Annotated in this window: 18 protein-coding genes and 3 pseudogenes; 6 read left to right on the top strand and 15 right to left on the bottom strand. The window is 65.2% G+C overall.

Features of this window, described 5'->3' with window-relative positions; all coding sequences use genetic code 11:
* Window positions 1-106: 106 nt before the first annotated feature.
* The gene (locus tag ONR75_RS02585) at window positions 107-811 is read right to left on the bottom strand and encodes an exonuclease domain-containing protein (RefSeq protein WP_265081246.1); all 705 of its coding nucleotides are present in this window, start codon (window positions 809-811) and stop codon (window positions 107-109) included.
* A 316-nt stretch (window positions 812-1,127) separates the two neighbouring features.
* Here ONR75_RS02585 and pyk point away from each other — a divergent pair, with 316 nt between their 5' ends.
* Window positions 1,128-2,543 (top strand): pyruvate kinase, encoded by a 1,416-nt coding sequence (gene pyk / locus ONR75_RS02590; protein WP_265081247.1) that lies wholly within the window; start codon window positions 1,128-1,130, stop codon window positions 2,541-2,543.
* Between the two features lie 35 nt (window positions 2,544-2,578).
* On the opposite strand, the gene ONR75_RS02595 is transcribed toward pyk, so the two are convergent.
* The 14 genes and pseudogenes from ONR75_RS02595 to ONR75_RS02655 form a co-directional block, all read right to left on the bottom strand.
* Complete coding sequence (locus tag ONR75_RS02595; RefSeq protein WP_320109685.1) at window positions 2,579-2,968, bottom strand: c-type cytochrome; 390 nt, start codon at window positions 2,966-2,968, stop codon at window positions 2,579-2,581.
* A gap of 8 nt (window positions 2,969-2,976) precedes the next feature.
* Entirely contained in the window at window positions 2,977-3,387 is a 411-nt protein-coding gene (locus ONR75_RS02600) for a hypothetical protein (RefSeq protein WP_265081248.1), read from the bottom strand.
* A 170-nt stretch (window positions 3,388-3,557) separates the two neighbouring features.
* The gene (locus tag ONR75_RS02605) at window positions 3,558-4,334 is read right to left on the bottom strand and encodes an amino acid ABC transporter ATP-binding protein (RefSeq protein ID WP_413776426.1); all 777 of its coding nucleotides are present in this window, start codon (window positions 4,332-4,334) and stop codon (window positions 3,558-3,560) included.
* 17 nt (window positions 4,335-4,351) lie between these two features.
* The gene (locus ONR75_RS02610) at window positions 4,352-5,128 is read right to left on the bottom strand and encodes an SDR family NAD(P)-dependent oxidoreductase (protein ID WP_265081249.1); all 777 of its coding nucleotides are present in this window, start codon (window positions 5,126-5,128) and stop codon (window positions 4,352-4,354) included.
* Complete coding sequence (locus tag ONR75_RS02615) at window positions 5,125-5,856, bottom strand: NAD-dependent epimerase/dehydratase family protein (RefSeq protein WP_265081250.1); 732 nt, start codon at window positions 5,854-5,856, stop codon at window positions 5,125-5,127. The genes ONR75_RS02610 and ONR75_RS02615 overlap by 4 nt, the downstream gene beginning before the upstream one ends.
* Before the next feature lie 34 nt (window positions 5,857-5,890).
* Window positions 5,891-6,100 (bottom strand): annotated as a pseudogene (locus tag ONR75_RS32675) (NAD-dependent epimerase/dehydratase family protein); the annotation flags it as partial.
* Window positions 6,101-6,102: 2 nt separating this feature from the next.
* A complete protein-coding gene (locus ONR75_RS02620) occupies window positions 6,103-6,774 on the bottom strand; it encodes an amino acid ABC transporter permease (RefSeq protein ID WP_265081251.1) in 672 nt (223 codons plus the stop codon).
* Between the two features lie 9 nt (window positions 6,775-6,783).
* Window positions 6,784-7,455 carry an amino acid ABC transporter permease gene (locus ONR75_RS02625; RefSeq protein WP_265081252.1) on the bottom strand — a complete coding sequence of 224 codons (672 nt, stop codon included), beginning with the start codon at window positions 7,453-7,455 and terminating at the stop codon, window positions 6,784-6,786.
* Window positions 7,456-7,517: 62 nt separating this feature from the next.
* Window positions 7,518-8,378 (bottom strand): substrate-binding periplasmic protein, encoded by an 861-nt coding sequence (locus tag ONR75_RS02630; RefSeq protein WP_265081253.1) that lies wholly within the window; start codon window positions 8,376-8,378, stop codon window positions 7,518-7,520.
* Window positions 8,379-8,416: 38 nt separating this feature from the next.
* Window positions 8,417-9,331, bottom strand: a complete 915-nt coding sequence (locus tag ONR75_RS02635) for an allantoinase PuuE (protein WP_265081254.1) — start codon at window positions 9,329-9,331, stop codon at window positions 8,417-8,419.
* An 11-nt stretch (window positions 9,332-9,342) separates the two neighbouring features.
* Window positions 9,343-9,852, bottom strand: coding sequence for an ureidoglycolate lyase (locus ONR75_RS02640; RefSeq protein WP_265081255.1), 510 nt, complete (start codon window positions 9,850-9,852; stop codon window positions 9,343-9,345).
* 183 nt (window positions 9,853-10,035) lie between these two features.
* A complete protein-coding gene (locus ONR75_RS02645) occupies window positions 10,036-10,749 on the bottom strand; it encodes a GntR family transcriptional regulator (protein ID WP_265081256.1) in 714 nt (237 codons plus the stop codon).
* Between the two features lie 118 nt (window positions 10,750-10,867).
* Entirely contained in the window at window positions 10,868-11,272 is a 405-nt protein-coding gene (locus ONR75_RS02650) for a YccF domain-containing protein (RefSeq protein WP_265081257.1), read from the bottom strand.
* Window positions 11,273-11,367: 95 nt separating this feature from the next.
* A pseudogene (locus tag ONR75_RS02655) lies at window positions 11,368-13,207 on the bottom strand (putative bifunctional diguanylate cyclase/phosphodiesterase).
* A 515-nt stretch (window positions 13,208-13,722) separates the two neighbouring features.
* Here ONR75_RS02655 and ONR75_RS02660 point away from each other — a divergent pair.
* From ONR75_RS02660 to ONR75_RS02680, 5 genes and pseudogenes are all read left to right on the top strand, one after another.
* Window positions 13,723-14,670 (top strand): sulfonate ABC transporter substrate-binding protein, encoded by a 948-nt coding sequence (locus ONR75_RS02660; RefSeq protein ID WP_265081258.1) that lies wholly within the window; start codon window positions 13,723-13,725, stop codon window positions 14,668-14,670.
* A gap of 27 nt (window positions 14,671-14,697) precedes the next feature.
* Window positions 14,698-15,867, top strand: a pseudogene (gene ssuD, locus ONR75_RS02665) (FMNH2-dependent alkanesulfonate monooxygenase).
* A complete protein-coding gene (gene ssuC / locus ONR75_RS02670) occupies window positions 15,864-16,670 on the top strand; it encodes an aliphatic sulfonate ABC transporter permease SsuC (protein WP_265081259.1) in 807 nt (268 codons plus the stop codon). Before ssuD ends, ssuC begins: the two are co-directional and overlap by 4 nt.
* A gap of 36 nt (window positions 16,671-16,706) precedes the next feature.
* The gene (locus ONR75_RS02675) at window positions 16,707-17,549 is read left to right on the top strand and encodes an ATP-binding cassette domain-containing protein (protein ID WP_265081260.1); all 843 of its coding nucleotides are present in this window, start codon (window positions 16,707-16,709) and stop codon (window positions 17,547-17,549) included.
* A 7-nt stretch (window positions 17,550-17,556) separates the two neighbouring features.
* Window positions 17,557-18,141, top strand: a complete 585-nt coding sequence (locus ONR75_RS02680) for a flavin reductase family protein (RefSeq protein WP_265081261.1) — start codon at window positions 17,557-17,559, stop codon at window positions 18,139-18,141.
* Window positions 18,142-18,187 lie beyond the last annotated feature (46 nt).

Below are 18,187 nucleotides of genomic sequence, written 5' to 3' on the forward strand. Positions count from 1 at the left end.
CGAGGCGAGCCATCGTGCGGGAAAATCGAGGTATTTTGCTACTTCGATGCCAAGAGATGCCAAGAAGAGCCCAAATGTCCCAGTTTCGCGGGGAACGCCCGGGCATCTAGCCCGCGTTACGGCGCGCGATCTCCTCGTTGGCGCAGAACACCGCATCGGCATTCATGTCCTTCTGTCGGGTCATCCAGTGCAGATAGTCGGTTGGCACGTCGGGCCAGCGGGTGCCCTTGTGCTTGCCGAAAGTGATGTTCGGCAGCTTGCCCGGCTGCGACGCCCATTCGATCATCTCATCCGCGGAGGCGTCTTCGAGCATTTCCGCCAGCAGATGCGCCGTCACCCAGGCGTCGGGACCGGCGCGGTGCGGCGGCATGGCCATCGCTTCGTCGAGCACCAGCCCGCGCCAATAGCGCAGTACCTGGTTGGAGTGCCGCGGCGCATCCGGCCAGACCCGCAGCGCGGCCTTGTGGGTGCAGATCCACGGCAGCCCGTTGCTGGCGAAGCCGGAAATGAAGCGCTGCTCGAATTCGCAATTATGCGCGACCAGGACGTCCGGCGCGGGGTAGGCATTGACCAGCGCAAACAGCAGGGCGTCGTTGCAGGTCGGGGTATCCGGCTGGAAATCCCGTTCGGTGATGTGATGGACGGCCATGGTTTCCGGCGAAATGCCGTGCAGCGGCCTGAACAGTTGCGACCGCGGCGGTTCGATGGCGATGACGCCATTCTCGGCGACGACATCCACGCAACCGATTTCGATGACTTCTGCGGGCGGCATCAGGCCGGTGGTTTCGATGTCGATCACTCTGAAGCGCACGCGGTCAAGCTCCTTGGGTCGGGGTGGCGTCGTCGATCGCAGGGATCGAGCAGCCTCCTGCTGCCGCATTGTCGATGATTCGCTCGCCACTTCAAAGGCTTGGGGCCCGGCATTGCGGTCCTGCGAGGGCGCCGCGCGGCGCTTGCGCGCGGCATTTACCCGCAAAGGCGGCCCCTGTGCACGCCTTTGCCACACGACACGGCTATGATCTGGTGATCGTATCCGGCGGGCTGATTCTAACCGGCCCGCATGGCCTCAGTGTCAACAATAACAGACCCAATCCGGTCACCAGGGACGGCCTACCGGCCGAAATAGCATGCGCCGCAATCGCCGGGCCAAGATCGTCGCCACAGTGGGGCCCGCGAGCGGCTCCCCGGAAATGCTGGAGCAACTGTTCCTCGCCGGGGTCGATACGTTCCGGCTGAATTTCAGCCACGGCACCCATGCGGACCACGCCAACGTCCATGCCGCGATCCGGGCGCTGGAAACCAAGGTCGGCCGCCCAATTGGCATCCTGCAGGACCTGCAGGGTCCGAAGATCCGGGTCGGCACCATCAGGGACGGCAAGTTCGCGGTCGTTGCCGGCGAAGCGGTGCGCTTCGTGCTGTCGGGGTCCGACGGTGACAAGATGTCGATCCCGCTGCCGCATCCGGAAATCTTCGATGCCGTCACGCCGGGCGACGACCTGCTGATCGACGACGGCCGGATTCGCGTCCGCGTCACCGGCATCGGCGGCGATTTCATCGATGCCAAGATCATCACCGGCGGCACCATCTCCAACCGCAAGGGCGTCAACGTGCCCAGTGCGGTGCTCAACCTGTCGCCGCTGACGGTCAAGGACCGCGCCGACCTCGCCTTCGGGCTCGAACTCGGCGTCGACTGGGTCGCTTTGTCCTTCGTGCAGAAGCCCGGCGACGTCATCGAGGCGCGTGCGCTGGTCGGCGATCGCGCCGGCATCATGTCGAAGATCGAGAAGCCGGCGGCCCTGGAGCACATCGACGACATCATCCGGCTGTCCGGCGCCATCATGGTGGCGCGTGGCGATCTCGGCGTGGAAATTCCACACGAGGATGTGCCGGGGCGCCAGAAGGAGCTGGTCAGGGCTTGCCGCCTCGCCGGCAAGCCAGTGATCGTCGCGACGCAAATGCTGGATTCGATGGTCGCTGCACCGACGCCGACGCGCGCCGAAGCTTCCGACGTCGCCACCGCAATCTATGACGGCGCCGATGCGGTGATGCTATCGGCCGAATCCGCCAGCGGCGCCTATCCGCGCGAGGCGGTGGAGATGATGAGCCGCATCATCGAGAGCACCGAACGACACAAGCTGTATCGTCCCATCCTCGATGCCTCGCAGCCGGGTGAAGAGGAAACCCCGCCGCATGCCGTGGCCGCTGCCGGTGCGGATCTCGCCGCCGCGCTGCATGCGTCTGCGATCGTTGCCTTTACCTCCAGCGGCACCACTGCGGCGCGCATCGCCCGCAAGCGACCCAAGGTCTCCATTCTTGCGATCACGCCTGAACAGCTGGTCGCGCGCCAGCTCTGCCTGCTGTGGGGCGCGCACAGCGTGCTGTCGGAAGACATCCATACCTATGAGGAAATGGTCGACAAGGCGACGCAGACGGCGCTGGCGGAAGGCTTCGCCAAGCGGGGCGACGCCATCGTCGTGGTCGCCGGCATCCCGTTCGCCGAAGCCGGCACCACCAACAATTTGCGCGTCGTCCAGGTCGGCTGACGCGCAGCCCGCAACGGCCTGGTATCGCCGTTCGATCAGTTGCGCTTGAGGCTCATGATGTAGGCGACGATGCGGTCGGCATCGTCCGGCGCGAGAATGAAGTTGGGCATGTTCCGGTGGCTCGACCGCAGGAATACGTTCAGGGCCAGGGTTGTGGTCGAGGGCAGGTTGGCGACCGCCACGAAATCCGGCGCCGTCCGACCGGCGCGCCGGGCATTGGGCTCGACCGTGTGGCATTCGCTGCACATGGCCTGGGCCAGACGACGCCCGGCCGTCGGCTCGCTGCCGAGCGACGAGACCTCGCCTGCCGCATTGTGCAAGCGGATCAGGAACAGCACAGCAGCGATGATGAGCACCGTTGCAGTGACGCGTATCCATATGGTCCGCGACATGTCAGCTGCCTCATTGCCGGTGCGATAGCGCAATCGGTCGTTCAGTGCGGCCTTGCGGCCAAGCCATCGATGGTCTGGGCATTGCAGCAATATTCTTCGTAGTGCTGCCGCGACGTCCCGGCGAGGAGATCGCCGTCGCACTCGCGCTTGTGCTTACACATGGCGCAGACCCGTTCCATATCGCGCAAGATCATCGGCTGGGTCCGGGCAATCGCTTCCCGGTCGATGCCGAGCGCCGTGAGCAGATGCGGAAGTTCATCGGCGGCGTGCGGGCCCTGACGCACGAAGGCATCGAGGTTATCCGGCGAGAGGCCGAGTTCCTGGGCGACGCGGGCGAACTCCCCGCTGTCGAGTTCGCGTAGTTCGTTGACGTCGCGTCGCGCGCGCAGCCAGTTGCCGAACATGTCGATCAACATATCGACCACGGGGTATGGTTTGGTTTCGGGGGTCATGTCGCCCTCCCACTGCTCTCGGAATATGCTGTGAAGCATCTGCCGCAATGAGGGGCATGGCATTGCGCTAGATCAAGCGGCGCGACCGCGGATGCTGGGGCCTGTCGTCGACCAGGTGGCCGTGACGACGAGTCGATTCAATGTGTCCGGTCAATGTGTCCGGGCACAGGTTACCGGTGCATGATCTGCTTGAGAAAGGCCCGGGTACGGTCATGGCCGGGATTGGCGAAGAATTGCTCCGGCTCGCCCTCCTCGATGATGCGGCCGGCATCCATGAATACCACACGGTCGGCGACCGTTCGGGCAAAGCCCATTTCATGGGTCACGCAGACCATGGTCATGCCCTCGCGCGCGAGGCCGACCATGACATCGAGCACCTCCTGGATCATTTCCGGATCCAGCGCCGAGGTCGGTTCGTCGAACAGCATGACCTTCGGCGTCATGCACAGAGCCCGCGCGATCGCCACGCGCTGCTGCTGTCCGCCGGAGAGCTGGCTGGGATATTTGTCGGCCTGTTCGGCAATCCGCACACGCGACAGGAAATAACGCGCCAGTTCCTCGGCTGCGGACTTTGAGGTGCCGCGAATCTTCATCGGCGCGATGGTCAGGTTCTGCAGCACAGTGAGATGCGGGAACAGGTTGAACTGCTGGAAGACCATGCCGACGTCGCGCCGGACGGCATCGACATTCCTGGTGGAGTGATCCAGTTCGACGCCGTTGACGATAATCCGGCCGTCGCGATGTTCCTCAAGCCGGTTGATGCAGCGGATCAATGTGGATTTACCGGAGCCCGAGGGACCGCAGATCACCACCCGTTCGCCACGCGCGACGCGAAAATCAATGCCCTTGAGCACCTCGACGGCGCCATACCATTTGCTGACGCCGGTCATCTCGATGATGGGCGACGTCGCATCCAGCGTTGCATCGCGCGCAGTATTGTCGGGCATGGCGCTCTCCTGCCAGGTCATGCGGCCATCCAGCCGCCGTCGACGAGAAGGTTCTCGCCGGTGATAAAAGTTGCTTCATCGGAGGCCAGGAACAGCACGGCATTGGCGACGTCCTCCGGCCGGCCCAGCCGCGGCATCGGCGTGCGGCTGGTCGAATAGTTCATCCACCGCGGCTCCGTCGCGCGTCCCGGCTTCCCGGTCACGATCTTGCCGGGCGCCACCGCGTTGCAGATGATGTGGTCGGCCGCATAATCGGCGGCGATCTGCCGGGTCATGTAGACCACGCCGGATTTCGAAGTGCCGTAGGCGATGTCTTCCGGGCAGGCGATCATGCCGTGCTGCGACGAGATGTTGACGATGCGCCCGCGCGCCTCGTTGCGAATGTCCTGAGTCAGCATCTGGCGCACGGCCGCGCGGGCCATCAGGAACACGCCGGTCAGGTTCACCGCCAGTGTTCTGTTCCACTCGTCGAGGCTGACGTCGGTCAGCCGCTTGCCGACGCCGATGGCGGCGTCATTGACCAGCACGTCGAGGCGGCCGAAACGGCTGATGGCCAGGTCCACCGCGCGAGCGGCATCGCGTTCCTGCGACACATCGGTCTCGACGAACGCCACTTCATGCCCGGCGGCACGCAGCAGCGCGGCGGTGGGTTCGCCGCCCTCGCGGACGTCTTCGGTGACATCGGCCAGGACCAGCCGCGCGCCCTCGGCAGCGAAGCGACGGGCGATCGCCCGGCCGATGCCGGACGAAGCCCCGGTGATGAGAACGGACTTGCGGGCGAGGCGCTGGCTCATTGGGCGTCTCCTGCCGCGATCCAGTCGAGATAGTCGCGCGCGGCAGCGGCGAGATCGCGCGACGGAGCGAAGCCGGTGTCCTGTTGCAGGCGGGCGATGCTCAGTGCGGCGCGGTCTTTCGGCAGGCCGTAGACGATGTTGCCGACGTCCTCATCGGCCATCCTCCAGCGGAACCCCTCGAAGCAACCTGCGACGATGGCGCACCATTGCGGCAGATCGGTCATGACGCCGCCGCCGAGATTGTAGAGCTCGTGGCGCAAACCGGCGCTCCGGCTGACACGTGCAATGCCGTCGGCAGCGTCGCGCGAATAGATCCAGTCTCCGGCCATGATGCGCGGCAGGACGACTTCGACACCGTCGCGCGCCATTTTGATGATCTGGTGGTGCGGGCTGAGGGCGTCGCGGACCCGGCTCGGCAACTCCCAGGGTCCGAACACCGGCCCGAGCCGGACCACGCGGACATCGGTGCCGCGCAACTGCGCGATGCGCAGCGCCGCCTGTTCGGCGGCCAGCTTGGATATGCCATAGAGCGCCGCGGGCGCGGGGGCGACAGGTCTTCTTCCAGATATCCGGACAGCGCCGGCGGCGGGAAACCGTAAACCGCGACCGAACTGAGCACGGTGACGCGCCGGATGGCGGGCATCGATGCGGCGCGGTCGAGCAGGCTGACGGTGCCAAGCGTGTTGACCTCGATGATCCCCGGGGATCGTCGCGCTCGCGTGCTGCATTGGGAGTCATGGCCGCCGTATGGATCACGCGATCGATGCCGTCTGCGGCCAAGGCGCGGTCGATATCCGCGATGCTCCGGATATCTCCGGTGATGAACTCGGCGCCGGCCAGTTCCGGCCGCGACAGGACGTCGCCGGCGGGCGCGGCGAGGTCGAACAGCACGACAATCTCGCCGTCGGCAATCAGCCGCTCGGCGATCGCCAGGCCAATGAAGCCGCAGCCTCCGGTGATCAGGGTTGCCATTGTCAGCGGACCTTGAGGGCCTGGCGCTCCAGCCGCGCGACCCAGCGCGCGAACGGATACAGCAGGACGAAGAAAATCACCGCCGCCGCCATCAGCGGAGTGGGATTGTAGGTCTGTTCCTGTGCTACCCGGGCCGAGCGCAGCAGTTCCGGCAGCGATACCAGCGCCGCGATGGACGTGGTCTTGACCAGCTCCAGCGAGTTGCTGGCCAGCGGCGCCAGCACATTGCGAATGGCCTGGGGCAGGATGATGTAGACGGCGACGTGCAACGGCTTGAACCCGAGCGCGCGCGCCGCGTCGCTCTGGCCCGGCGGCACCGACAGGATGCCGGCGCGAAAGATCTCGCCGTAATAGCCGGAATTGTTCAGCGCGATGGCCAGCACCGCTGCGGTGAATCCACCCAGCTGCAGGCCGACGAAGGGCAGGCCGTAGAACATCAGGATCAGCAGGACCACCACCGGGAACGACCTGAACAGGTCGATGTAGATCAGCAGCGCGATATTCAGCCAGCGGTACCGGAAGCTGTAGACCACGGCGATCGCCAGCCCGAGCAGCATGCCCAGCGGCAACGCCACTGCCGAGAGCCACAGCGTATAGACCAGCCCCTGCAGCAGCAGCGGATAGATCCGCAGCAGCGACTCGAGATTGGCGAAGTTTTCGAGAAACGGCTCCATGGCGTGCGCTCAATGACCGTGGCTGTAACGGTATTCGATGAACCGGCTGGCGATCACCAGCGGCAGGAAGAACAACAGGTAGAATGCCGCGGCCAGCGTCAGCGGCGAGGGATTGGCCACCAGCGCCATCACGCTCTGCGCCTGTCCGAGGGTTTCCGGCAGCGAGACGGCGGTGCCCAGCGCGGTGCCCTTGCTGATGGAGATGGCCCGGTTGGTCAGCAGCGGCACGGCCAGCCGGATCGCCTGCGGCAGGATGATCGACAGCAGGGTGCGAGTTCGGCTGAAGCCGAGCGCGCTGGCGGCGTCCCACTGGCCGCGCGGCAGCGCCATGATGGCCGACCAGAAGATCTCGGTCGCAAAAGCCGACAGCACGAGGCCGAGCGCCAGCACGGTGGTGACGAACGGCGACATGGTCACGCCGAGATAGGGCAGGCCGAAATAGATGAAAATGATGACGACCAGCTGCGGCAACGTCCGGAACACGTCGACATAGGCGGTGATGAGCAGGTTGACCGCGCGCAGGTTGGCGCATTTCACTAGCGCCAGCAGCAGGCCGAGCGCCACGCCCACGACGATCACCAGCAGCGATACCATCACGGTCACGCGGAATCCCGCCAGCACATCCGGCCAGGCGATCGCGAGAACCTTGGCGTTGAAGTAATACTCGGCAATCCGGTCCATCGGCGCTCCGTTGCCGGGACACCGGGCCGGCTGGGCCGGTCCGGTGTCAGGCGTGGCTCAGGTTACTTGCACTTCATCGCGTGGGCGCTCGGCTCGAAACCCTTGAAGCCGGGAGGCCCGAAGCCGAAATACACGGTTTCGATGGCCGAGCCGGCATCCGGCGCCGCGCCATACCATTTCTCGTGCAGCTTGCGCAGCCGGCCGTCCATCTTCATGCACTCGATCACCGCTTCGACCTTGTTGCGGTATTCGGTATCCTCCGGGCGGAAGGCATAGGCGAAGTTGCGGCCGTTGAAGTCCTTGAAGCCGACCTTGACGGCCTTGTTCTGGCTTGCGGCGAACACGGTGGTGGGGATTTCGTTGAGCGACGCGAAGGCGCGCCGGGTCAGCAGCGCCTGCACCGAATCCGGGAAGCTGTCATAGCGTTGCACCTCGAAGCCGTACTTCTCGGCGTTTGCCGTCGCCCAGGTATCGGAAATGGTGCCCTTGTTGACCGCAACCGACTTGCCCTTGAGGTCGTCAAATCCCTTCATCTCGTCGGCGGCGCGGATCAGGAAGCCGTTGCCGGTGGAGAACAGCGGCTCGGTGTAGAGCATGCGCTCGGAGCGTTCGGCAGTCAGGTTCAGCGGATTGACGAGGAATTCGGCGCGCTTGGCAAACAGTGCCGCGAACAGGCCGGAAAAGTTGATGTCGACGATCTCGACCCTGGGACGGCCGAGGTCCTTGCCGATCTCGTTGACCAGATCGACGCCGAAGCCCTCCGGTCCGTTGGCGCCGCGCACCATCCATGGCGCCACGCCGAAATCCGACGCCACCACCATCGGCTTGTCGGAGGGGTGGTCGGCTTCCTGCGCCAGCGCGGCGCCGGGCAGGCTGGTGGAGAACAGCAGCGCCAGTGCGGCGTGCCGGATGCTGATCTTCATGCGAGGGCTCCTTCGATGCAGGGATGGGTGGGGAGGGATCATGGAGTCGGTGGATGGGTGGCGTGCCAGTGCCGTGCGATATCGCCGCGGCGGCAGATCCAGACCTGCTGGTGCTTCTGCACGTAATCGAGGAAGCGCTGCAATCCGGCGGCGCGGCCGGGATGGCCGATGATCCGGAGATGCAGGCCCACCGACATCATCTTCGGCGCGGTCGCGCCCTCGGCGTACAGCATGTCGAAGGCGTCACGCAGATAGTCGAAGAAGTCGCTGCCGGTGGTCATGGCGCCGCGCATGAATTTGGCGTCGTTGTTGGCGAGACCGTAGGGCACCACCAGATGCGGCTTGCCGAGCACCCTGGTCCAGTACGGCAGTTCGTCGTTGTAGGCGTCCGAGTCGTACAGAAAGCCGCCGTGCTCGACGATCAGCCGGCGGGTATTGATTCCGGCGCCGTAGCGACAATACCAGCCGAGCGGGGCGGCGCCGGTGGTGCGCTGAAGGCTTGTGACGGTCCTGGCGATACGTTCGCGCTCGTCGGCCTCGCTGAGATTCTGGTGCCGTTCCCAGCGCCAGCCATGGGCGCAGACGTCGTAGCCGTGGGCGCGAATAGCGGCGGCGGCCTCGTCGTTGCGCTCCAATGCCAGCGCGCATCCCATCACCGTCGCGGTCATCCCGCGCTCGGAGAGCAGGCGCAGCACCCGCCAGAAGCCGACGCGACTGCCGTATTCGAACATGGATTCGGCGGCGAGGTCGCGTCCGTCGAAGCCGCCGGCGCCGCCCTCGGTCAACGCGGCTTCGCTGGCGCCGTCACCGTCGCCGAACGAGGCTTCCGATCCCTCTTCATAGTTGATGCAGAAGTTCAGGGCGACGCGCGCATCGCCCGGCCAGCGCGGATGCGGCGGGGTCCGGCCGTAGCCGACGAAATCGCGTTGCAGATGATCGTCCGGCGATGCCATGCGCCGATCCCTCACAATGCCGGTGGCGCAAGGACGTCGACAGCGACATCAAGGCTGCAGAACACGTCGTCATCGTCGCGTCCCGTCATGCCCATGGCGACGGCGAATTCCATGTGGCGGTCGAGCACCGTCATCGGGTGATGCCAGACGTTGCGTGCGAAGGTGACGGTCTGATGCGAGCCGGCGACGAAAGCGCGGAGGCTGTCGAGGTCGGGCCGTCCGTCGGCCCGCGCGCCGCACACCACCACCAGATAGCTGCCGGCGTCGAGCGGGACGAAGGTCTGTGCCGAATAAGGATGGCGCTCCAGCTTCGCCAGCCGCAGCGGCAGGCTGGCGACGGTCGCCGCGCTGCTGATCCACAGCGAAAGGGTTTTGGCGTCCACGGCATTGTCCCGCGCAGTCGGCAGATAGCGGCGGCGCATACCGCTTGGACGGGCGGCCACGTCGCCGAAGTCCGCAAAGGTCTCCGGCGCCAGTGGCTCGAGCTTGATCGTGTAGGATGCGGCTTCGGTTGTGATCATCAATAACAGCTTCAGCTTGCGTGAACGTGAGGTCGCGCGTGATGCAATATTCCAGTGGTATACCAGTTGAACGCACGGCGCGCGGTTCGTCAAGCGTGGGCGGCGCCGGATCTGCGTCAATAGTGGACGCCGGGCGGTCGTATTTCGGGCAACGTGCGGAGCTTCCGGGCAGCGCGCCCGCCGTCAGGCGTGGCCCGCGGGCAGGAAAATCCCGAACGTCTCCAGCATGCCCTGCCGCACATTGACGAGGTGCTGGACCATTGCCTGTCGGGCGCCTTGCGCGTCGCGCTGGATAATGGCGTCGACGATCGCCAGATGTTCGCGGCAGGCCGGGAGCAGGCGCTCCGGCCGCCGCTCCACATTGCACAACCGGCTCTTCAGGCGTGTCTCGCCGATCAGCCGCTCCAGCGATCGGTTGCCGCAGTTGCTGGCAATCAGGTCGTGGATTTCGTCGTCCAGGTTCCAGTGCATGCTCTTGGTGATCTTGGCCGTGCTCATGATCTGCTCGAGCCGCGCCTTGAGCGGCTGCAGGGTGTCGAGGGCGATGCGGGTCGCGGCGATGGACGCGGCCTCGCTCTCCAGCACAATGCGCAGGTGAATGAGTTCGAGCAGCTCGGTGATGCCGATGTTGCGAACGACGACAGATCCGTTGGACAGCTGCTCGAGCTTGCCCTCGCCCAGCAGCCTGCTGATGCCGGCCCGCAGCGGGGTTCTCGAAACCTTCAGGCGAAGCGCCAGCCGTCGCTCCTCGATCACCTCGCCAGGCACCAGCTGACGGGTCTCGATGAGGTCCTGCAGCTGCTTGTAGGTTGCCTCCGTGATATTTCCGGCGGCGCGCGGTCGTGGTTCAGGCGCCGCTTTGCTGCCGCGTGAGGAAGCCTTCTTTGCTGCCGACACGTTGCTCCCTTCAAGAGTGCTGATCGATCAGGTCAGTCAATGCCACTATACCGCGCGGAGCTTTCCCGCAATATCGGTCTGCCGGCGGACCCCAAAAGCGATCGGCGGCGCGTTGACGTCAGGCGGGAATGATGACCTTGCCGATCGGCCACAGCGCAATGCCCGCCAGCTTCACATGGGCCCAGGCGAAGGGAATCCCGATGATGGTGACGGCGAGCAGGACGGCCGTGATCAGATGTCCGATCGCCAGCCACCAGCCGGCCAGGACCAGCCAGATCAGGTTGCCGATCACGCCCAGCAGACCGGTGCCGATGTCGCGCTGGCCGGTGACGAGGTCGCGGCGCACGGCGCGCTGGCCGAACGGCAGCAGCGTATAGGCGGCGATGTTAAATGCCGCCCGTGCCCAGGGCAGGCCGACAATGGTGATGGCCATGACAATGGCCGCAATCATCCAGGCCGCAGCCATCCACAGGCCGCCGAACAGGATCCAGAGGATATTCAGAAACAGCGAGACCGGCGGCATGACATTCCATTCGATCGCAGGAGCAGGGCGCCCGGGTTTGGCGCTCGCCTTCCATAGCAGAGGCCGGACCGTTGCGACACCGTCAACCGGAGCGATCAGAAGCTGCGGCGGCCGGCACGCGAATAGGCCGGGCGGGCCTCGGGGACCGGGCGGCTGGCAGGCCCGCCGCGGGTGTCGCCGGCCGCGCGGGACTGCGGCTTCATCTCGTCGAGGAAGATCGGCTTGGAAAAGTAATAGCCCTGCGCGTAGCGGATCTTGGTGGCGGCCTGCAGATAGGCAAGTTCCTCGAACGTCTCGACGCCCTCCGCGATCACCGTCATGCCGAGCGCCTCGCTGAGCGACTCGATCGCCTTGAGGATGCCCTGGCTGCGCGGGCGCTTATGAATATCGGTAATGAACGAACGGTCGATCTTGATTTCGTCGGCGGTGATGTCCGCCAGCGCCGACAGCGACGAGTAGCCGATGCCGAAATCGTCGATCGAGATGCCGATGCCAAGCTTGCGGAACAGCGGCAGGATGTCGTCCTGGAAATGCGACTTGGCGACGAAGGCATCTTCGGTCACTTCGACGATGAAGCGTTGCGGACAGCCGGTCTCCTCGATCTCCCGCGCAAACGCCGTCATGAATTCCGGATTGCCGGCCTGCTTGGCCGCGACATTGATGCTGATGCTGGCGCTGGCCCCGAAGGTCTCATCGATCAGATCGATCGATTTCATGATTTCGGCGAGGACGAGATGGGTGAGTTCGTCGATCAGCCCGAGCTCCACCGCGAGATTGATGAAGCTGCCCGGCGCCTGGATCACGCCGTTGTCGTCGCGCAGCCGCACCAGCGCCTCGATGCCCTTGATCTCGTGGGTCCTGATGTCGACCTTGGGCTGAAATGCGCAGCAGAACCGGCGGTCGAGGATCGCCAGCCGCAGCGCCTGCTCGGTCGCCATGCGCGCCAGCGCCTCGCGCTCCATGCCGGTATCGAAGAACGCCGCCGCGCCCTTGGTCTCGTTCTTGATGCGATACATCGCGATATCGGCGTTCTGGCTCAGAACGTCGTAACTGCGGCCATGCTCGGGATACAGGCTGACGCCGATCGAGGCGGAGGCGAACAGTTCCGAGCCGTCGATGAAGAACGGCGCGCGCAGGCGCGTCAGGACGAAGTCGATATACTCCGCCACTTCCGCGTCGCTCTGGATCGGATGCAGCAGCAGCAGGAATTCGTCGCCGGATATCCGCGACAGCATATCGGAGCCGCGCAGGTCGAGGGACAGCCGCCGGGAGAATTCGACCAGCAGCAGAATCGCCGATGGCGTGGCCGTAATAGTCATTGATGTGCTTGAAATGATCGATGTCGAGAAAGGCCAGCGCGAAGCGTTCCGGCGCGGCGTTGCTGGCGATGATGTCGCAGACCCGATTCTCGATCACCCGCCGCGACGGCAGCCCGGTCAGTTTATCGAAATAGGCGCGGCGGAACAGGTCGTCCTCGACGGCCTTCTGCTGGCTGACGTCGCTGGCGCTGGACAGCAGCAGCATCCGGTCGCCGACCTGCACCGGGCGGTGGCTGGTGAGGAACACCCGCTTGTTCTGGCCGTCGCTGACGCGCTCTTCGAAAACGGCCGAGCGCCCGGTGTTCAGCAGGTCGACTGCGGTGTCGCGGCGGTGGTTGAGAGCCCGCGCCAGGAAATCGCTGTGCGAGGTGTCCGCGTTGAATTCTTCCGCAGGCGCGTTGAACTGGGCGGCTGCCGCGTCATTGACCAGCAGGAAACGACCGTCGCCGTCCTGAACGGTGACCGACGCAGGCATCAACCTGACGATTTCGCTCAGCAATGCCAGCGCCGCCTGCGCATCGCCCGCCAGCGCGGTCAGCGATTCGGCGTCGCCACGGCTCAACGGATCACCTGCCAGAGTGAGGTCCGATCGATGATGATTTGCGCGCCCCTGCATAAGGAGGGACCCTCGCAAAGTCCGTTGTAGGTTTGGTTAAGCGGATCGCGGAAATTGCGGTATCCAGCTATACAAGACCGGGTTGCTGCAAATGCGGGCAATCGTCCTTAACAGATCGTCAATACGGCGGACTAAAGCTGACCTCGATGGGGCGCTGCCGTATGCCCGGGGCCATCCGCTGTTGCCGGGCGATGTATTCCGGGTTTGAAATCCCGATTGTGATCTGGGCAGGCCGACACGATGCCTGGCCGGGCAGAGAGCAAGTTCCCGGAGCCGCGGCGACGATGCGATACGGCGCCTCCGGCGCGGAGAGCGTCGCAATCGATGGTTCCCTCGGGATTGCCGCAGAGAAAAATGCGCCTCTTGAACGCCCATCGCTGAAACAAACCCAGCGCCGATCGGCATGCCGGCAGTGCGCGCATCGCTATTTTTTCAGAGCTCTCGACACTCCCTGTGGCCGCTCCCATCATCTTCGCAGTCGAGGAATTGTGCGACGTCATGGCAGGAGCGATGGAATGAAGCGCCGAGAATTTCTGCAGCTGTCGCTTGGCGCCGCCGCCGTGGCCGCATGGTCGGATGCACGCGCGCAAGTTACCGTGAAGGAGATCCGGATCGGCTACCAGAAGAACGGCGTGCTGGTGATCGCGCGGCAGCGCGCCGTGCTGGAGCAGCATTTTGCCCCGCAGGGCGTCGCCGTCAAATGGGTCGAGTTCTCATCCGGGCCGCCGATGCTGGAAGCGATGAACGTCGGCAGCGTCGACTACGGCGCGGTCGGCGATTCGCCGCCGGTGTTCGCGCAGTCCGCAGGCGCTGCCATCGTCTACGCCGCCGGCCAGCCGGTCACCAACGGGCAGGGCATTCTGGTGCCGGCGCAATCGGCCATCCGCAGCATTGCCGATCTCAAGGGCAAGCGGATCGGCTTCACCAAGGGATCGAGCGCGCACAACATCGTGGTGCAGACGCTCGAGAAAGCCGGCCTGACCTATGCCGACATCACCCCAGTCTATCTGACGCCGCCCGACGCCGGCCCGGCCTTTGCCAACGGCAGCATCGATGCCTGGGCGATCTGGGATCCGTATTTCGCCATCGCTGAGACCAAGCAGAACGGCCGCATCCTGGTCAACGCTTCCGACATTACCAAGACCAACTCCTTCTACATCGCCAATCGCGATTTCGCGAAGAACCATGGCGCGGTGCTGCAGCAGATCGTCGATGTCACGGCGCAGGCGGCGAAATGGGCGGAAGCCCATCGTGACGACGTGGCAAAATCGCTGAGCGCCGTGACCGGCATTCCGCTGGATATCCAGACCATCGCCGCCAGGCGCTCGTCTTTCGCGGTCGGCCCGATGACCGACGACATCGTCGCCACCCAGCAGGGTGTTGCCGACCGGTTCTTCAAGCTCGGCCTGATTCCGAAGCCGGTCGTCGTGCGCGACGCCGTGTGGAAGCCGACGCAGACCTGACAATCCGAATCTTGAAAAGGCATTCCAATGAGTAACGCATCGTCCAGCGCCAATGTCCTCTGGTTCCTGCCGACCCACGGCGACGGCCGCTATCTCGCGACAACCACCGGCGGCCGCGAAGTCAACTTCAACTATCTCCGGCAGATCGCCCAGGCCGCCGACCAGCTCGGCTAGTACGGCGTGCTGCTGCCGACCGGGCGCTCCTGCGAGGATTCCTGGGTGGTGGCTTCGGCGGTGGCGCCGTGGACCGAGCGGTTGCGCTATCTGGTGGCGGTCCGGCCCGGCCTGCAGTCGCCGACGGTGGCGGCGCGCATGACCGCGACGCTCGATCGCGTCACCAACGGGCGGCTGCTGATCAACGTCGTCACCGGTGGCGATCCCGTGGAGAACAAGGGCGACGGCGTGTTCCTCGCCCATGACGAGCGCTATGCGGTGACGCGCGAGTTCCTCAACGTCTACAGCGACCTGCTCGCGGGCAAGACGGTCAACGTGCAGGGCAAGCATATCAGCATCGAGGACGGGCGCCTGCTGTTCCCACCCGTACAGTCGCCGCGCCCGCCGCTGTATTTCGGCGGCTCGTCCGATGCGGGCATCGACGTCGCCGTCGACACCGTCGACAAGTATCTCACCTGGGGCGAGCCGCCGGCGGATGTCGCCGACAAGATCCGGCGCGTCAGGGCGGTGGCCGACAAGCGCGGACGCAAGCTGTCATTCGGCATCCGCCTGCATGTGATTGTGCGCGAGACCAACGAGGCCGCCTGGAAGGCGGCGGAAGAATTGATCCAGTACGTGACCGACGAGACGGTGGCGGCCGCGCAGAAGAGTTTTGCGCGCATGGATTCGGTCGGCCAGCAACGCATGGCGCAGCTACATGGCGGGCGACGCGACAAGCTCGAGATCAGCCCCAACCTGTGGGCCGGCGTCGGCCTGGTGCGCGGCGGTGCCGGCACCGCACTGGTCGGCGACCCGCAAACGGTGGCTGCGCGCATCAAGGAATATCAGGACGTCGGGGTCGATACCTTCATCATGTCCGGCTATCCGCATCTCGAAGAGGCCTACCGCTTCGCCGAGCTGGTGTTCCCGCTGCTGTCGCTGCGGCAGAGCGACAATGTCACGGAGCTGCGCTCGCGCAGCCAGATCGGTGAAGTCATTGCCAACGGCCACGAGCCGCTGGTCAAGCAGGTCTCGCAGTCATGAGCATCGTTGAAATTCTCCCCCGCGTTCGTGCGTTCAGGCTGCCGCGGGTCGACGGTCTAACCCAGTGGATCGTGCCACTGGCCCTCATTCTGGTCTGGCAGCTGGCATCGGTGACCGGCTTCATGCCGGCGCGGGTGATGCCGGCGCCGAGCGATGTGGCGCTGGCCGGCTGGAAATTGCTGCTGTCGGGCGAATTGGCGCAGAATATCTGGGTGTCGTTCTGGCGTGCCAGTGTCGGCTTCCTCATCGGCGGCAGCATCGGCTTTGCCTTCGGCCTCGCCAACGGCCTCTCGCAGCTGAGCAGCAAGCTGACCGACACGACGCTGCAGATGGTGCGCAACGTGCCGCATCTGGCGCTGATCCCGCTGGTGATCCTGTGGTTCGGCATCGACGAATCCGCAAAACTGTTCCTGGTGGCGCTCGGCGTGTTCTTTCCGATCTACCTCAACACGCTGCACGGCATCCGCACCGTCGACCCGCAGCTCATCGAGATGGGCCGCATCTACGGCATGAGCAATGGCGAGCTGTTCCGCCGGGTGATCTTCCCCGGCGCGCTGCCGTCGATCTTCGTCGGCGTGCGATTCGCGCTCGGCATCATGTGGCTGACTCTGATCGTGGCGGAGACCATCGCGGCGTCGTCGGGGCTCGGCTACATGGCGATGCAGGCCCGCGAATTCATGCAGATCGACGTCGTCGTGCTGAGCATCCTGATCTACGCCCTGCTCGGCAAGGTCGCCGACAGCGCCTCGCGCCTGCTGGAGCGGCTGACGCTGTCCTGGCATCCGGCGTTCCAGAAACAGTGAGCAGGGCTCACAGTGAGCAAGAGCTTGAGAGTGAACATGCAGCAGCCCCTTCGTTTTGTTCCCGTGGACGCCGAATTGGCCGACCCGCAGGATTATGTCGGGCAGGCGCGTGACACGCGCCGCGCCTCGCAGGCACCGTCGCGTGGCCTCGGCCTGACCATCCGCGGCCTGCGAAAATCCTTCGGCGACAACGAGGTGCTGCGCGGCATCGACCTGCACATCCCCGCCGGACAGTTCGTCGCCATTGTCGGCCGCAGCGGCTGCGGCAAGAGCACCCTGCTGCGATTGATCGCCGGACTCGACAAGCCCAGCGCCGGCAGTATCAGCTTCGGCGAAGAGGCGCGCGCCGAAGACATTCGCGTCATGTTCCAGGAGCCGCGGCTGCTGCCGTGGGCCCGCGTGCTGTCCAATGTGGAAGTCGGTCTTGGCCGCGACCGCACCTCGGCGGATGCGAAAGCGCGCGCCGAACGCGCGCTCGGTGAGGTCGGTCTTGCGGACAAGCGTGATCAGTGGCCGGCGGTGCTGTCCGGCGGCCAGAAGCAGCGCGTGGCCTTGGCGCGGGCGCTGGTCAGCCAACCCAAGGTGCTGGCCTTCGACGAGCCGCTCGGCGCGCTGGACGCGCTGACGCGGATCTCGATGCAGCGGCTGCTCGGCCGGGTCTGGCACGATCAGGCATTTACGGCGATCCTCGTCACGCATGATGTTTCGGAAGCCGTGGCGCTGGCCGACCGCGTACTCGTGATCGAGGACGGTCGCATCGCTCATGATATCCATGTCGACGTGCCGCGACCACGGCAGCGCGGCTCGGCTGACCTCGCCGCCCTTGAAGGCGGCATCCTGCGCGACCTTCTCAAGGGCGACGATTCAACGGATTTGTGAGGACACCATGAACTGCGTCGTGCGCAACATCAAAACCGGCCGCGATATTTCCTCCGGCGAATTCCGTGGCGCCATGCGCGCGCTGGCCTGCGGCGTCAGCGTCATCACCGTGGGCCGCGGCAGCGACATCTCCGGTATGACGGTCACCTCGGTGTCGTCGCTGTCGGTGGAACCGCCGACCTTGATGGTCAGCGTCAACCGGCAGTCGTCGTCGTGGCCGCTGCTGCAGCGCTACGGCGCGTTCGGCGTCAACATCCTCACGGCGGAACAGCTCGACATTGCCGAACGCTTTTCCGGCAAGGACGGCCTGAAAGGCGCTGCCCGCTTCAACGGCGCGCAATGGGTGACGCGCGCCACCGGGGTGCCGCTGCTGGTCGGCGGCCTCGCCTCGATCGATTGCGAGGTCGAGGAAGTGATCGAGCGACATTCCCACGCCATTGTCATCGGCCGCGTCAGGGACGTGCTGACCTCGGTGCCGACCTCGGCGCTGACTTATTGGGACGGCCAGTATGTGGCCGTCGACCAGAACGAGGACGCGCTGCGGCTGGCTCAGGTCAGTCTGCCCAACTCGCGCGGGCTGCGGGAGATCTGATGGTCCTGTCATCCCGTGGCCGGTCGGCTTTCGCCGCTCACGCCCC

Origin of the sequence: Rhodopseudomonas sp. P2A-2r, assembly GCF_026015985.1 — a bacterium.
In the GTDB taxonomy this organism is placed as follows: Bacteria; Pseudomonadota; Alphaproteobacteria; order Rhizobiales; family Xanthobacteraceae; genus Tardiphaga.

Bases quoted from the DNA above. Each gene is read 5' to 3' on its own strand.
- pyk (WP_265081247.1), top strand. From the start codon at position 1,128: ATGCGCCGCAATCGCCGGGCCAAGATCGTCGCCACAGTGGGGCCCGCG.
- ONR75_RS02600 (WP_265081248.1), bottom strand. From the start codon at position 3,387: ATGACCCCCGAAACCAAACCATACCCCGTGGTCGATATGTTGATCGAC.
- ONR75_RS02605 (WP_413776426.1), bottom strand. From the start codon at position 4,334: ATGCCCGACAATACTGCGCGCGATGCAACGCTGGATGCGACGTCGCCC.
- ONR75_RS02610 (WP_265081249.1), bottom strand. From the start codon at position 5,128: ATGAGCCAGCGCCTCGCCCGCAAGTCCGTTCTCATCACCGGGGCTTCG.
- ONR75_RS02615 (WP_265081250.1), bottom strand. From the start codon at position 5,856: ATGCAGCACGCGAGCGCGACGATCCCCGGGGATCATCGAGGTCAACAC.
- ONR75_RS02620 (WP_265081251.1), bottom strand. From the start codon at position 6,774: ATGGAGCCGTTTCTCGAAAACTTCGCCAATCTCGAGTCGCTGCTGCGG.
- ONR75_RS02625 (WP_265081252.1), bottom strand. From the start codon at position 7,455: ATGGACCGGATTGCCGAGTATTACTTCAACGCCAAGGTTCTCGCGATC.
- ONR75_RS02630 (WP_265081253.1), bottom strand. From the start codon at position 8,378: ATGAAGATCAGCATCCGGCACGCCGCACTGGCGCTGCTGTTCTCCACC.
- ONR75_RS02635 (WP_265081254.1), bottom strand. From the start codon at position 9,331: ATGGCATCGCCGGACGATCATCTGCAACGCGATTTCGTCGGCTACGGC.
- ONR75_RS02640 (WP_265081255.1), bottom strand. From the start codon at position 9,852: ATGATCACAACCGAAGCCGCATCCTACACGATCAAGCTCGAGCCACTG.
- ONR75_RS02650 (WP_265081257.1), bottom strand. From the start codon at position 11,272: ATGCCGCCGGTCTCGCTGTTTCTGAATATCCTCTGGATCCTGTTCGGC.
- ONR75_RS02660 (WP_265081258.1), top strand. From the start codon at position 13,723: ATGAAGCGCCGAGAATTTCTGCAGCTGTCGCTTGGCGCCGCCGCCGTG.
- ssuC (WP_265081259.1), top strand. From the start codon at position 15,864: ATGAGCATCGTTGAAATTCTCCCCCGCGTTCGTGCGTTCAGGCTGCCG.
- ONR75_RS02675 (WP_265081260.1), top strand. From the start codon at position 16,707: ATGCAGCAGCCCCTTCGTTTTGTTCCCGTGGACGCCGAATTGGCCGAC.
- ONR75_RS02680 (WP_265081261.1), top strand. From the start codon at position 17,557: ATGAACTGCGTCGTGCGCAACATCAAAACCGGCCGCGATATTTCCTCC.